The organism is Azonexus sp. (genome assembly GCF_041909095.1).
Classification (GTDB): domain Bacteria; phylum Pseudomonadota; class Gammaproteobacteria; order Burkholderiales; family Rhodocyclaceae; genus Azonexus.
Genome location: NZ_JAYREB010000003.1, coordinates 1 through 14,345, shown reverse-complemented (window position 1 = coordinate 14,345; position 14,345 = coordinate 1). Strand labels below are relative to the sequence as shown.

The following is a 14,345-nucleotide window of genomic DNA, read 5'->3' as shown; positions in this document are numbered from 1 at the left end:
CGGCGGTGGTTCTGGTTGGTTTCAGTGAAGCTGCGCGTGCAGCGCCTGGATCGGATAGACCACGAGTTCGCCCCGGTTGCGGATGCCTTCGGCCGCGGCTTCAGCGCCCCAGATCGTCGTGTACATCGTCACCCGCGCCTGCAGGCCGGAAGTCCGGATCGAACGCGAGTCGTTGATCGCGCCGCGCTTTTCCTCGACGGTGTTGATGATCAGCGAAATCTCGTTGTTCTTGATCATGTCGACGATGTGCGGACGGCCCTCGGTCACCTTGTTCACCGGCTGCACCGGCAGGCCGGCGGCGGCGATGGCGTGTGCCGTGCCGCGCGTGGCAACGAGCTGGAAACCAGCTTCGTGCAGGTGGCGGGCGATCTCGACCGCCTTCGGCTTGTCGCTGTCCTTGACCGACAGGAAGACCTTGCCGGATGACGGCAACTTGACGCCGGCGGCGAGCTGCGACTTGACGAAGGCTTCGGCAAAGCTGGTGCCGACGCCCATGACTTCGCCGGTCGACTTCATTTCCGGGCCGAGGATGGTATCGACGCCCGGGAATTTGACGAAGGGGAAGACGGCTTCCTTGACCGAGAAGTAAGGCGGCACGACTTCCTTGGTGATGCCCTGGGCCTTCAGGCTCTGGCCGGCCATGCAGCGGGCGGCGATCTTCGCCAGTTGCAGCCCGGTCGCCTTGGACACGTAAGGCACGGTGCGCGAGGCGCGCGGATTGACTTCGAGCACGTAGACGTCGTTGTCCTTGATCGCGAACTGCACGTTCATCAGACCGCAGACGTTGAGCGCCTTGGCCATCAGCTTGGTCTGCCGACGTAGTTCGTCCTGGACGGCGGCGGACAGCGAGTACGGCGGTAGCGAGCAGGCCGAGTCACCGGAGTGCACGCCAGCCTGTTCGATGTGTTCCATGACGCCGCCGATGATCACTTCCTCGCCGTCGGACAGGGCATCGACGTCGCATTCGACGGCGTCGTTGAGGAAGCGGTCGAGCAGCACCGGCGAATCGTTGGAGACCTTGACCGCTTCGCGCATGTAGCGCTCGAGGTCCTTCTGCTCATGGACGATTTCCATGGCCCGGCCGCCGAGCACGTAGGACGGGCGAACGACCAGCGGGTAGCCGATTTCCTGCGCCAGACGCAGGGCATCCTCTTCGGTGCGCGCCGTGCGGTTGGGCGGCTGCTTGAGGCCGAGCTCGTGCAGCAGCTTCTGGAATCGCTCGCGGTCTTCGGCGATGTCGATCGATTCCGGCGTCGTGCCGATGATCGGCACGCCGTTGGCTTCGAGAGCCAGCGCCAACTTCAGCGGGGTCTGGCCACCGTACTGGACGATAACGCCGACCGGCTTCTCGATGGCACAGATTTCCAGCACGTCTTCCAGCGTCAGCGGCTCGAAGTAGAGGCGATCGGAAGTGTCGTAGTCAGTGGAAACCGTTTCCGGGTTGCAGTTGACCATGATCGTCTCGTAACCGTCTTCGCGCATCGCCATCGCGGCATGCACGCAGCAGTAGTCGAATTCGATGCCCTGGCCGATGCGGTTCGGACCGCCGCCCAGGACCATGATTTTCTTTTTGTCGGTCGGCTGCGCTTCGCACTCCTCGTCGTAGGTCGAGTAGAGGTAAGCGGTGCCGGTCGAGAATTCGGCGGCGCAGGTATCGACGCGCTTGTACACCGGCCGTACGCCGAGGGCGTGACGGCGGGCGCGGAACTCGGACTCGCTGGTCTTCAGCAGATAAGCCAGACGACGGTCGGCAAAGCCCTTCTGCTTCAGGAAGCGGACTTCTTCGGCGGTCAGCGACGAGAACTCGCGCTTTTCCACGGCCAGTTCGAGATCGACGATCTCCTTGATCTGGGTGAGGAACCAAGGATCGATCTTGGTCAGCTCGAAGACGCGCTCGACCGACATGCCGATGCCGAAGGCGTCAGCGACGTACCACAGGCGGTCCGGCGTCGGCCGGGCCAGTTGCTCGTCGATGGTTTCCGGGTCGACCGTCTTCAGGTTGAAGCCATCGACGCCGACTTCCAGCCCGCGCAGGGCCTTCTGCAGCGATTCCTGGAAGGTCCGGCCCATGGCCATGACTTCGCCGACCGACTTCATCTGGGTGGTCAGCGTGCTGTCGGCCTGCGGGAATTTCTCGAACGCGAAACGCGGCACCTTGGTGACGACGTAGTCGATCGACGGCTCGAACGAGGCCGGCGTCTTGCCGCCGGTGATGTCGTTGGCCAGCTCGTCCAGCGTGTAGCCGACGGCCAGCTTGGCGGCGATCTTGGCGATCGGGAAGCCGGTCGCCTTGGAAGCCAGCGCCGACGAGCGCGAGACGCGCGGGTTCATTTCGATGACGATGCAGCGACCATCCTTCGGATTGATCGAGAACTGCACGTTGGAACCGCCGGTGTCGACGCCGATTTCGCGCAGCACGGCGATCGAGGCGTTACGCAGGAGCTGGTATTCCTTGTCGGTCAGCGTCTGCGCCGGGGCGACGGTGATCGAGTCGCCGGTGTGCACGCCCATCGGATCGAGGTTTTCGATCGAGCAGACGATGATGCAGTTGTCCGCCTTGTCGCGGACCACTTCCATTTCGTATTCCTTCCAGCCGAGCAGCGACTCTTCGATCAGCAGCTCGTTGGTCGGCGAGGCTTCGAGACCGCGCTTGCAGATGGTCTCGAACTCTTCCATGTTGTAGGCGATGCCGCCGCCGGTGCCGCCGAGCGTAAACGACGGGCGAATGATGGTCGGGAAGCCGATCATCGCCTGCACCTGGTAGGCCTCTTCCATGCTGTGCGCGGTGGCCGACCTGGCGGAACCGAGACCGATCTTGGTCATCGCGTCCTTGAACTTCTGGCGGTCCTCGGCCTTGTCGATGGCTTCCTTGGAAGCACCGATCAGCTCGACGTTGAACTTGGCGAGCACGCCTTCACGGTCGAGGTCGAGCGCGCAGTTGAGCGCGGTCTGGCCACCCATGGTCGGCAGCAGCGCGTCCGGCCGTTCCTTCTCGATGATCTTGGCGACGACCTGCCAGGTGATCGGCTCGATGTAGGTGACGTCGGCCATTTCCGGATCGGTCATGATCGTCGCCGGATTCGAGTTCACCAGGATGACCTTGTAACCCTCTTCACGCAGCGCCTTGCAGGCCTGCGCACCGGAATAGTCGAATTCACAGGCCTGGCCGATGATGATCGGGCCGGCGCCAATGATCAGAACACTCTTGATGTCTGTACGTTTCGGCATCGTAATCTCTCTCTGTGCCGCTTATTGCGCGTTGTTGAGCGCAGCCACGCCGCGCGTCATGGTGTCGAGGAAGCGATCAAACAGGTAGGCCACGTCGTGCGGGCCGGGGCTGGCTTCCGGGTGCCCCTGGAAGGAGAAGGCCGGCACGTCGGTGCGGGCGATCCCCTGGTTGGAACCGTCGAACAGCGAGACATGGGTGACCCGCAGGTTGGCCGGCATCGACGCCGGATCGACCGCGAAACCGTGGTTCTGGCTGGTGATCAGCACCTGGCCGGTGTCCATGTCCTTGACCGGGTGGTTGGCGCCGTGGTGGCCGAACTTCATCTTCAGCGTCTTGGCGCCGGAGGCCAGGGCCAGCAGCTGGTGGCCGAGGCAGATGCCGAAGGTCGGCACGCCGGCGGCAAGGATTTCGCGGATCGCGGCAATGGCGTAGTCGCAGGGTTCCGGGTCGCCCGGGCCGTTGGACAGGAAGACGCCGTCCGGCTGCAGCGCAAGGACGTCGGCAGCCGGCGTCTGGGCCGGGACGACGGTCAGCTTGCAGCCGCGTTCGGCGAGCATGCGCAGGATGTTGCTCTTGACGCCGAAGTCGTAGGCGACCACATGGAAACGCGCTTCGCCACGCTGCTGGTAGCCGTCGAGCGTCCACTCGGCTTCGCTCCAGGTGTAGCGTTCGGTCGCCGAGACGACCTTGGCCAGGTCCATGCCGGCCAGTCCGGGGAAGGCACGAGCGGCGGCCAGCGCCTTTGCTTCGTCGACGTCACCGGCGAGGATGCAGCCGGCCTGGGCGCCGGTTTCACGCAGGATGCGGGTCAGCTTGCGCGTATCGATGCCGGCGATGGCGACGATGCCGTGTTTTTTCAGGTAAGCGCCGAGGTCTTCCTGGCAGCGCCAGTTCGAGGCCAGACGCGGCAAATCCTTGATCACCAGGCCGGCGGCAAAATTGGCGCGCGACTCGAAGTCTTCGACATTGCAGCCGGTGTTGCCGATGTGCGGATAGGTCAGGGTGACGATCTGGCGGGAATACGACGGATCGGTCAGGATTTCCTGGTAGCCGGTCATGGCGGTATTGAAAACGACTTCACCGCTGGTTACGCCGTCGGCGCCAATGGATTGGCCCTTGAAAACCGTCCCGTCGGCGAGGGCGAGGATGGCGGGTGTGAATGAGGGCAGCAGCGACACGTCAGCTCTCCTGTAATTTTTCTGCTCGTTCATGTGCCAAGCGGGAAGGCTCGCGCCTCCCCGCTTGTGCTTTTTAACCTTGCCATTTTAGCCGACAAGGCCCTTTTCAGGCAAATTCAAGGCATTACGCGATTCTCGACGAAGGACTGCAAACGCGGCCGGATGCTTTCCATCTCTGCCGCCAAGGCATGGAAAATATCCTGACAACGCCCCCAGTCGACCGCTTCCCGCATCACCTCACGCTCGATATCCAACGCGTGCTGACGCGCCTGCTCGGCATGAAACATCGCCAGCAAGCCTTTCAGCGTATGCGCATGCAGCCGGCTCGCCACGGCCTCCCGCGCGCCCAGCGCCGTCGCGAGATTATCGAGATGCCCCTTCCATTCACCGAGAAACATCTCGGCCATGGTCGCCAGCAGGTCAATGTCGCCCAAATTGTCGAGGGCGGACTTCAGATCCAGCGCCTGCATCGCCGACGGCGTTGCCGATGCAGTTGCCGCCAGCGCCGGCACCAGTGGCAAATCCTCTTCGCCGGCAACCCGACGCAGGGCAGCAAACAAGGCTTCCGGCCGCAGCGGCTTGGACAGGTAATCGTTCATGCCGGCAGCCAGGCAGCGCTCACGGTCGCTGTCCATCGCGTTGGCGGTCATCGCGATGATGTGGATCGGTTTCAGCTCGTGCGAGATCACCCAGCTGCGCCGCATTTCGCGAGAACGGATGGTTTCGGTAGCTTCGATACCCCCCATCACCGGCATCTGCAGATCCATCAGGATGACATCAAAGGCTCCTTCATCGAACATGTCGACTGCCTCGGCACCGTTGTTTGCCACCCGGACCCGGTAACCGCGCCGCTCGAGCAAGCGCAGCGCGAGTTCCTGATTGACCGGATTGTCTTCCGCCAGCAACACGCGTAAATCGACCGCTTCGTTCGCCACCTCGCCAAGACCGGGATCGAAGGCAGCCAGCGTCAGTGCCTCTTCGGCGCCGCGGCCGGAGGCCTCTGCCAAGCCCAGCGCAACCTCGAGATCGCCGATCCCGACCGGCTTCAGCAGATGCACCGCGACGCCGAGTTCGCGCAAACGCCCCAGATCGTGGCGCTGGTTCTCCGTCGTCAGCATCACCATCATCCGCTCCAGACGCCCGGAGTTGCGCCAGGTCTCGACCAGGGCCATGCCAGCCGGTGCCGGCATCGCCGCGTCAACGAACAGGTAATCGAAGGGATAATCCATGCCGCGGCGCTTGTTCATCACCGCCACCGCCTGCACCGGGTCACTGAGCAGCGAGGCCTGCAACCCCAGACGCTGCAGCAGGTCGCGCAGGCACTGGCCAGCCACCGGATTGTCGTCGACGATCAGCGCGTGACGACCGTGGAAAGACTGCGTACACGCCGGCGGCGCACCAATCGCCGCATCGCCCCCCAAACCGACCGTGAAATGGAAGGCTGAGCCCTGCCCCGGCTCACTCTCCAGCCAGATCCGGCCGTTCATCAACTGCACCAGCTTGGCGCAGATCGCCAGACCAAGGCCGGTCCCGCCGAAACGCCGGGTGGTAGACACGTCGGCCTGGGAAAAGGCATCGAAGATGGCCTGCTGCTTGTCTTTCGGCACCCCGATCCCGGTATCGCGCACGGTCACGCAAAGTTCGGGCTTACCGGCCGACGGATCGACAAGTTCGACGCTGATCACCACCTCGCCGGTCTCGGTGAACTTGATGGCATTGCCGAGCAGGTTGATGATCACCTGACGCAAGCGCGTCGGATCGCCGACCAGGCGCTCCGGCACCTGCGGACGGATATCGACGACCAGCTCCAGCCCCTTGCGGTGCGCATTGACGGCGAGGACGCGGACCGCCTCCATGACGACATCGGAAAGGATGAAAGAGACCGCCTCGACTTCCATCCGCCCGGCTTCGATCTTCGAAAAGTCGAGAATGTCGTTGACGATGGTGAGTAGCGACTCTGCCGACGACTTGACGGTTTTCAGGTAGTGGCGCTGCTCGGCATCCAACTCGGTATCGAGCGCCAGCTCGGTCATGCCGATGATGCCGTTCATCGGCGTCCGGATTTCGTGACTCATGTTGGCCAGGAAGGCGCCGCGCGCCTTGTTGGCCGATTCCGCCGTCTCCTTGGCAGCGATCAGGTCGGCCTGCGCCACCTTGATCTGGGTGATGTCGCGCTGCAGGACCAGCATCCGCGCCGGCTCGCCATCGCCATCGCGGGCCGCCACCGCACCGCGCACCATGAACCACTGCCAGCCACCGCTCTTGGCGCGCAGGCGGCATTCCAGCTCGAACCAACGATCACGGTTGCGGACATGCGCCGCCATCCGCGACTGCAACAGCCGCTGATCTTCCGGATGCAGCAGGCGCTGCCACTGGATGATTGAATCGTCGAGGTCGCCCTGGGCATAGCCCAGCATTTCCTTCCAGTGTCGCCCGGAGTCGATGGTGCCGCTGCGCAGGTTCCAGTCGGCCAGCGCGTCGCCGGACAGCACGCTGTTCCATTTGGCAAAACCGGTCAGCGCTCCAAAGGAAGCATCGACGCGCTGCAGCAAACGCTCGACGTCATCGGCCAAAGCCGCCGCCCCCTGCTGCCGGGCCGCTGCCAGCCATTGCCGGTAGCCGGCCTCCCCTTCGCCGCCGAACAACTCTTCGAGCTGACGCTGCAGCAAGCGGGATTTCATCGTCGTCAGCGCAAACCGAGCACGTCCTGCATGTCGAACAGGCCGTTTTTCCGCCCGGCGATGAAGCGCGCCGCGCGCAGGCTGCCCAGCGCGTAAGGCACCCGGCTGCTCGCCTTGTGCGAGATTTCGACGCGTTCACCGAGCGCACAGAACATCACCGTGTGATCGCCAACAATGTCGCCACCACGCACCGTCGCAAAACCGATGGTCGACGGATCGCGTTCGCCGGTCACGCCTTCGCGGCCATAGACCGCGCATTCGGCGAGATCCCGACCAAGCGCCGAAGCCACCACCTCGCCCATGCGCAATGCCGTCCCGGAAGGAGCATCGACCTTCATCCGGTGGTGCGCCTCGACGATCTCGATGTCGTAGCCTTCGTTGAGAATGCGGGCGGCGGTATCGAGCAACTTGAACACCAGATTGACGCCAACCGACATGTTGGCAGCAAAGACCACCGGCACATCGTTCGCCGCTGCAGCAATCGCCGCCTTGCCGGCCGCATCGAAACCAGTGGTGCCGATGACCATACCCACACCAGCCTGGCGACAGAGTGCGAGGTGCGCCAGCGTCCCTTCCGGACGCGTGAAGTCGATCAGGCAATCAACCTGCGCCAACCCGGCGGCAATGTCGTCAGTGATCACGACGTCGCTCGCCATGCCGACCAGCGCCCCGGCGTTGCTGCCGATTGCCGGGCTACCCGGAACGTCGAAGGCGGCACCGAGAAGCGCCCCCTGATCCTTGAGCACCGCCTCGATCAACATGCGGCCCATGCGACCGCCGGCACCAACGATGCCGATTCTTGCCTTGTTCATGGTTCTAGAATCCGATCTTCTTGATCATGCGCCGGAAGAATCCCGGCTCTTCGGGCGGCGGCGCATCCTCGGCGGCCGCTTCCGGGGAAATCGTCCCCAGGTCCACCAGCCGCATCCGCTCCACCGGCGTCGTCAATTCCGCCACCGTCGCCACCTCGACATCGCCGCTCACCCGCTCCAGCCGATCCCCGGCATCGAAGAACACCGAAAAGCGACGGGACTGAACCTTGCCGCTACTGCCTTCACGGAAGCGGTACACATAATCCCAGCGCTGCTGATGGAAAATGTCGGTGATCAACGGACTGCCAAGGATGAAACGGACCTGCTCGCGGGTCTGCCCGGGTTTGAGCTGGGCGACCATGTCCTGAGTCAGCACATTGCCCTGCTGGACGTCGATCTTGTATTCGTTGATGAAACTCGGCTTGTAGGAACACGCCGCAGGCAGCGTGCAGGCCAAGGCAAGAAGCAGGGTACGGTAACGGCGCATGCGGGCTTCCGGAAATTTCGTAACGGCGTTGAAGCGGTATATCATACCCGAAATCCTCCTTGCCCAGCCCCGCGTAACACCAGGAACCCCACACGATGAGTGACCCGCAGAGCCTCAAAAGCATCGGCCTGAAAGCCACCTTCCCGCGCCTCAAGATTCTTGAGTTGTTCGAAAAGGGCACGATGCGGCACATGACTGCGGAAGATGTCTATCGCATGCTCATCGCGGAAAACATGGACATAGGTCTGGCGACGGTTTACCGGGTGCTGACCCAGTTCGAGCAGGCCGGCCTGCTTGAGCGCCACTTCTTCGAAGCCGGCAAGGCGGTCTTCGAAATCAACCACGGCAAGCACCACGACCACCTGGTCTGCGTCGAATGCGGCCGGGTCGAAGAGTTCTACGATCCGGAAATCGAGCGCCGGCAGAAGCTGATCGCCGAAGAGCGCGGTTTCAAAATCCAGGACCACGCGCTGTACATCTACGGCATCTGCAGCAAGCACCAGACCACCCCCGGCACCGACGAATAAGCCTCCCGCCGCTTCAGCGCGGCTGCTCGGCGCCAGCGCGCAGCATTTCGCGGGCGTGCTCCAGCGTGATTCCGGTCAATTCGACGCCGCCCAGCATGCGGGCGATCTCGCCCACCCGCCCTTCACCGTCGAGCGGCTGAATTGCCGAGAGCGTGACACCTTCGCGCGTCGTCTTGCTGACCTGCCACTGCCAGTCGGCCTGCGCTGCGACCTGGGCGAGGTGGGTGACGCACAGCACCTGGCGCTCGCCCCCCAGTTCGCGCAACAAACGGCCGACGATCTCGGCAACACCACCGCCGATACCGACATCGACCTCGTCGAAGATCAGCGTCGGCACACTGGCCGAGCGCGAGGTGAGCACCTGGATGGCCAGACTGATGCGTGACAGTTCGCCGCCGGAAGCCACCTTGGCCAACGGCCTGGCATCGTTGCCGGCGAGACCGCCGATACGGAATTCGACCTGTTCGAGACCGTAGACCGCGGGGTTGTCGAGCGCCGGCAAGGCAATTTCGAAGCGCCCGGAAGACAGCGCCAGGCGGCGCATGATCTCGCTCACCCGCTCGCCCATCTCGGCAGCGACCGTCTGTCGCCCGGCCGACAGACGCTGCGCCAGGGTCCGGTAAGCGGCTTGCGCTGCATCAGCCGCCGCGCGCAGCGCATCCACGTCGGCGGCGGCCGCCAATTGGGCGAGGCGCTGCTGCCAGCCGGCAAGCAAGGCCGGCAACTCCGGCGGCGTCACACGGTGGCGCCGGGCCTGGGCGAGGATCGCCTCAATCCGTTTCTCGACTTCCGCCAGGCGCCCGGGATCGAGATCGACACGGTCGGCATAGCGGCGCAGCGTCGACACGGCATCGGCAAGCTCGGCCTGCACCGAGGCGAGCACGCCGGCGACATCGGCCAGCGCCGGATCGTAGGCGGCCAGATCGGCGAGCCGCGACGACACCTGGTCGATCTGTCGTTCGCAGGCGGCATCGTCATCGGCCAGCACGGCGAGCGCGAACTGGGCGCCCTCGATCAGGCTGGCGGCATGAGCCAGGCGGCGATGCTCGCCTTCCAGCGTTTCCCATTCGTCGGCGGTAAAAGCCAGCGCGGCAAGTTCGCCGACCTGCCATTCGAGCTGTTCGCGTTCGCGTAACAGTGCCTGCATACCATCATTCGCCGCCTGCCAGGCCTGTTCAGCGTCGCGCCAGGCTTTCCAGGCCGCAGCGACCTCGCGCCCCAGTTCGAGCAAGCCGCCATGGCCGTCGAGCAACTGACGCTGGGCGTCGGCCCGCAACAAGGACTGATGGGCATGCTGGCCGTGGATATCGACCAGCCATTCGCCGACTTCGCGCAGTTGCTGAACGGTCGCCGGCGAGCCGTTGATCCAGGCGCGCGAGCGGCCATTGGCATCGACCACGCGGCGCAGCAGCAGGTCCTCGCTGGCATCCAGGCCGTTCTCGTCGAGCCAGGCGGTGAGCGCCGGCAGGCCGGCAATGTCGAAGGTGGCGGCAATCTCCGCCTTGTCGCAAGCGGCGCGAACGACGCCGGCATCGCCGCGCTCGCCGAGCGCCAGGGCCAGGGCGTCGATCAGGATCGACTTGCCGGCACCGGTTTCACCGGTCAGCGCGCCGAAACCGGCGGCGAATTCCAGCTCCAGGCGGTCGACGATGACGAAATCGCGCAAGGTCAGGTGGCGCAGCATCAGCTTCCCTTTGGCCGTTCGCTCCACTGCAGCTTCTGGCGCAGCATCGCGAAGTAGCTGTAGCCGGGCGGGTGCAGGAAACAGATGGTGTGCTCGGAGCGGTACAGGCGGACGCTGTCGCCGGGTTGCAGGTCGAGGGTCAACTGACCGTCGAAGTGTACGCGCGGCTCGTCGGCGCGGACGATGCGCAGTTCGATGTTGGCATTGTCGTTGACGATCACCGGGCGGTTGGTCAATGCATGCGGACACAGCGGCACCAGCGCGATGCCGGTCAGCGTCGGATGCAGGATGGGGCCGCCGGCGGACAGCGAATAGGCGGTGGAGCCGGTCGGCGTTGACACGATCAAACCGTCGGAGCGCAGGTTGTAGATGAATTCACCGTCGATGAACAGTTCGAACTCGATCATCCGGCCGATCGCGCCCTTATCCACGACAACGTCGTTGAGCGCCATGTTGCTCGCCAGTTCCTTGCCGTCGCGCATCACCTCGGCCGCCAGCAGCATGCGGTTCTCGCGCTGGAAACGGCCGTCAAGCAGATCGTCCATGCAACTGAGCATGTCGTCGCGGGCGATGTCGGTCATGAAGCCGAGCCGCCCCTGATTGACGCCGACCAGCGGCACGCAGTAGCGGGCCAGCCGGCGCGCCGCGTTGAGCATGGTGCCGTCGCCGCCGAGGACGATGGCGGCGTCGGCGTGGGCGCCGATGTCGTTGAAACCGCAGGTGACCCAGCGCGCCAGATCGACCCGCTTGCCGATGTGTTCGGCGGTCTCGCGCTCGACGAAGACCGAGACGCCGCGCTCGTGCAGGTACTCGGCCAGACGGCGTAAGGACTCGGCAATTTCCGGGCTGTGGTATTTGCCGACCAGGGCAATCGTGCGGGGATGACGGAGGCGGTTCATGGGTGCGAATTCTTGCATAAAAAACGCCTTGCCGTGCCGCCGCTGCTTTTCGGTAGAATCGGCGGCATGCTTGATGATCGCTCGCGCACCCTGCTCAAGACTCTGGTCGAACACTACATTGCCGACGGGCAACCGGTCGGCTCGCGCGCCCTGTCCAAATTCTCCGGGCTCGAACTGTCGCCGGCCACCATCCGCAACGTCATGGCCGACCTCGAAGAAGCCGGTTTCGTCGCCAGCCCGCACACCTCGGCCGGGCGCATCCCGACCGCCCGCGGCTACCGGCTGTTCGTCGACAACCTGCTCACCGTGCAACCGCTCGAAGCACACCAGCGCGGCGCCATCGAAGATGCGCTGCACGGGCTGCCGTCGAAGCAGATCATCGCCAACGCCTCGCAACTGCTGTCCAGCCTGACCCATTTCGCCGGCGTCGTCATCGCTCCCCGGCGCACCGCCAACCGCATCCGGCAGATCGAATTCCTCAGCCTGTCGGACAAGCGCATCCTGCTCATCATCGTCACCGCCGACGGCGACGTGCAGAACCGCATCCTCAATTGCGACCGCGCCTACTCGCCGAGCGAACTGACCAGCGCCGCCAACTACCTGAACCAGAATTTCACCGGCCTCGATTTCGAGCAGATTCGCCAGCGCCTGGCCGGCGAGATCCAGCAACTGCGCGACGACATCAAGCCGCTGATGACGCTGGCCCTGGATGCCGGCGACGCAGCCCTCAGCGAGAGCGCCCAGCCCTACGTGATCAGCGGCGAAAGAAACCTGCTCGATGTCGAGGAACTGTCATCGAACATGAAGCGCCTGCGCGAACTCTTCGACCTCTTCGAACAACGCTCCAGCCTGATGCGCCTGCTCGACGTCTCGAGCCGCGCCGAAGGCGTCAAGATCTTCATCGGCGGCGAATCCGGCATCGCCACCCTCGACGAATGCAGCGTCATCACCGCCCCCTATGCTGTCGATGGCCAGATCGTCGGCTCGCTCGGCGTCATCGGCCCGACCCGGATGGCCTACGAACGCGTCATCCCCATCGTCGACATCACCGCCCGCCTGCTCTCCTCGGCACTCTCCCACAAGAACGAAAACTGACCCCCCGATGCCAAAATTCCAGCCCGAACCGCCGCACCGCCACGGCAGCCCGCGCGGCACCGCCGTCGTCCTGGTCAATCTCGGCACCCCTGACGCCGCAACGGCGCCGGCCCTGCGCCGCTATCTCGGGCAGTTCCTCGCCGACCCACGCGTCGTCGAAATCCCGCGCCTGGTCTGGTGGCCGATCCTCAACGGCATCATCCTCAACACCAGACCGAAGAAATCCGCCGCCAAGTACGCCAGCATCTGGACGGCGGACGGCTCGCCGCTGCGGGTGTACACCGAACGCCAGGCCAAGCTGCTGCAGGGACACATGGGCGAGCGCGGCCACCGCGTCAGCGTCACCTGGGCGATGCGCTATGGCCAGCCATCGCTCGGCAGCGTCCTCGACCGCCTGAAGGCCGCCGGCCACGAACGCATCCTGATCGTCCCGATGTACCCGCAATACGCCGCCAGCACCACCGCCACCGTCGTCGACGAGGCGGCCCGCTGGCTGCTGCAGACGCGCAACCAGCCGGAAATGCGCTTTCTGCGCCACTACCACGACGACGCCGGCTACCTGGCTGCGCTCGAAGCCTCGGTACGCAAGCACTGGCAGCAGGTCGGCCGGCCCGCCGCCGGCGACCGCCTGCTGATCAGCTTCCACGGCCTGCCCAAGCGCTCGCTGGATCTCGGCGACCCCTACTTCTGCGAATGCCACAAGACCGGCCGCCTGCTCGCCGAACGCCTCGGCCTCGCCGCCGAGCAATACCTGATCACCTTCCAGTCACGCTTCGGCAAGGCCGAATGGCTGCAGCCGTACACGGCACCGACCCTGGAAGCCTGGGGCAAGGCCGGCGTGCGCCGGGTCGACGTGATCTGCCCGGGCTTCTCCGCCGACTGCCTGGAAACCCTGGAAGAAATCGCCCAGGAAGGCCGTGATGACTTCCTCAAGGCCGGCGGCAAGGAATATCACTACATCCCGGCGCTCAACGACGCTCCGGACTGGATCGCCGCCCTCGCCGACATCACCGAGCGCCACCTAGCCGGTTGGGACACCCGGGGCGAACCGGATGCCGCCAGCCTCGCCACGGAAGCCAGCGAAGCCCGACGCTTCGGCGCGCCCTCTTGAAATCCCGGGCGGCGCCCGCATATCAGAAATTACTGATACAACGGAGCCCCTCATGAGCGATACCCTGCACCTCGTCTGCCCCCATTGCGCCGCGGTCAACCGCCTGCCTGCCGCCCGCCTTGCCGCCAGCCCGAACTGCGGCCAGTGCAAGCAGCCCCTGTTCACCGGCGAGCCGCTGGAAGTCGACGGCACCAGTTTCGAGCGCCACCTGCTGCGCAGCGAACTGCCGCTGGTCGTCGATTTCTGGGCGCCCTGGTGCGGCCCCTGCCGGATGATGGCGCCAACCTTCCACCAGGCAGCGATCGACCTTGAACCAGCCGCCCGCTTCCTCAAGGTCAATACCGAAGAACAGCAGCAACTGGCTGGCCGCTTCAACATCCGCAGCATCCCGACCCTGGCCGTCTTCCAGAACGGTCGCGAAGTGGCCCGGCAAAGCGGCGCCCTCGACCTCGCCTCGCTCAAACGCTGGTTGCAACCCCACCTGATGGCGCTTTAGTTTTCCCCGGCGGCCGCCGTTAACAGGCTGTTGAAAAACCCTGCAAATTCCATGCAAATGGTATAATTTGTCTTTCGAATTCAACGAGATAGCGATTTCATGCGCAGTGCCGACATAACCCAATCGGAGATGTTCAGCTACCGAAC

11 protein-coding genes are annotated in these 14,345 nt (G+C 64.5%); 4 read left to right on the top strand and 7 right to left on the bottom strand.

Annotated elements, in window-relative coordinates; all coding sequences use genetic code 11:
* Positions 1–21: 21 nt before the first annotated feature.
* The 5 genes from carB to ACE3OV_RS08215 all read right to left on the bottom strand — a co-directional run bounded on the left by carB (position 22) and on the right by ACE3OV_RS08215 (position 8,387).
* The gene (gene carB / locus ACE3OV_RS08235) at positions 22–3,228 is read right to left on the bottom strand and encodes a carbamoyl-phosphate synthase large subunit (RefSeq protein WP_374326508.1); all 3,207 of its coding nucleotides are present in this window, start codon (positions 3,226–3,228) and stop codon (positions 22–24) included.
* Positions 3,229–3,249: 21 nt separating this feature from the next.
* Positions 3,250–4,440: a glutamine-hydrolyzing carbamoyl-phosphate synthase small subunit gene (carA, locus tag ACE3OV_RS08230; RefSeq protein ID WP_374326507.1), complete on the bottom strand. Its 1,191-nt coding sequence runs from the start codon at positions 4,438–4,440 to the stop codon at positions 3,250–3,252.
* 83 nt (positions 4,441–4,523) lie between these two features.
* The gene (locus tag ACE3OV_RS08225) at positions 4,524–7,088 is read right to left on the bottom strand and encodes a response regulator (RefSeq protein WP_374326506.1); all 2,565 of its coding nucleotides are present in this window, start codon (positions 7,086–7,088) and stop codon (positions 4,524–4,526) included.
* A gap of 5 nt (positions 7,089–7,093) precedes the next feature.
* Complete coding sequence (dapB, locus tag ACE3OV_RS08220; protein ID WP_374326505.1) at positions 7,094–7,900, bottom strand: 4-hydroxy-tetrahydrodipicolinate reductase; 807 nt, start codon at positions 7,898–7,900, stop codon at positions 7,094–7,096.
* A 4-nt stretch (positions 7,901–7,904) separates the two neighbouring features.
* Positions 7,905–8,387 carry an outer membrane protein assembly factor BamE gene (locus tag ACE3OV_RS08215; protein ID WP_374326504.1) on the bottom strand — a complete coding sequence of 161 codons (483 nt, stop codon included), beginning with the start codon at positions 8,385–8,387 and terminating at the stop codon, positions 7,905–7,907.
* Positions 8,388–8,482: 95 nt separating this feature from the next.
* Here ACE3OV_RS08215 and fur point away from each other — a divergent pair, with 95 nt between their 5' ends.
* A complete protein-coding gene (gene fur / locus ACE3OV_RS08210) occupies positions 8,483–8,914 on the top strand; it encodes a ferric iron uptake transcriptional regulator (protein WP_374326503.1) in 432 nt (143 codons plus the stop codon).
* A 13-nt stretch (positions 8,915–8,927) separates the two neighbouring features.
* Here fur and recN read toward each other — a convergent pair whose 3' ends face one another.
* Both recN and ACE3OV_RS08200 read right to left on the bottom strand, forming a co-directional pair.
* Entirely contained in the window at positions 8,928–10,598 is a 1,671-nt protein-coding gene (recN, locus tag ACE3OV_RS08205; RefSeq protein ID WP_374326502.1) for a DNA repair protein RecN, read from the bottom strand.
* Positions 10,598–11,515 (bottom strand): NAD kinase, encoded by a 918-nt coding sequence (locus ACE3OV_RS08200; RefSeq protein ID WP_374326501.1) that lies wholly within the window; start codon positions 11,513–11,515, stop codon positions 10,598–10,600. Before ACE3OV_RS08200 ends, recN begins: the two co-directional genes overlap by 1 nt.
* 48 nt (positions 11,516–11,563) lie before the next feature.
* Between ACE3OV_RS08200 and hrcA the strand changes: the two genes are divergently transcribed.
* Genes hrcA through trxC form a run of 3 tightly spaced genes read left to right on the top strand, consistent with a single transcriptional unit; the run spans position 11,564 to position 14,199 of the window.
* On the top strand, positions 11,564–12,592 hold the full coding sequence (hrcA, locus tag ACE3OV_RS08195; protein WP_374326797.1) for a heat-inducible transcriptional repressor HrcA: 1,029 nt from the start codon (positions 11,564–11,566) through the stop codon (positions 12,590–12,592).
* A gap of 7 nt (positions 12,593–12,599) precedes the next feature.
* Entirely contained in the window at positions 12,600–13,703 is a 1,104-nt protein-coding gene (gene hemH / locus ACE3OV_RS08190) for a ferrochelatase (protein ID WP_374326500.1), read from the top strand.
* A 52-nt stretch (positions 13,704–13,755) separates the two neighbouring features.
* Complete coding sequence (trxC, locus tag ACE3OV_RS08185) at positions 13,756–14,199, top strand: thioredoxin TrxC (RefSeq protein ID WP_374326499.1); 444 nt, start codon at positions 13,756–13,758, stop codon at positions 14,197–14,199.
* The last annotated feature ends 146 nt before the right edge of the window (positions 14,200–14,345 follow it).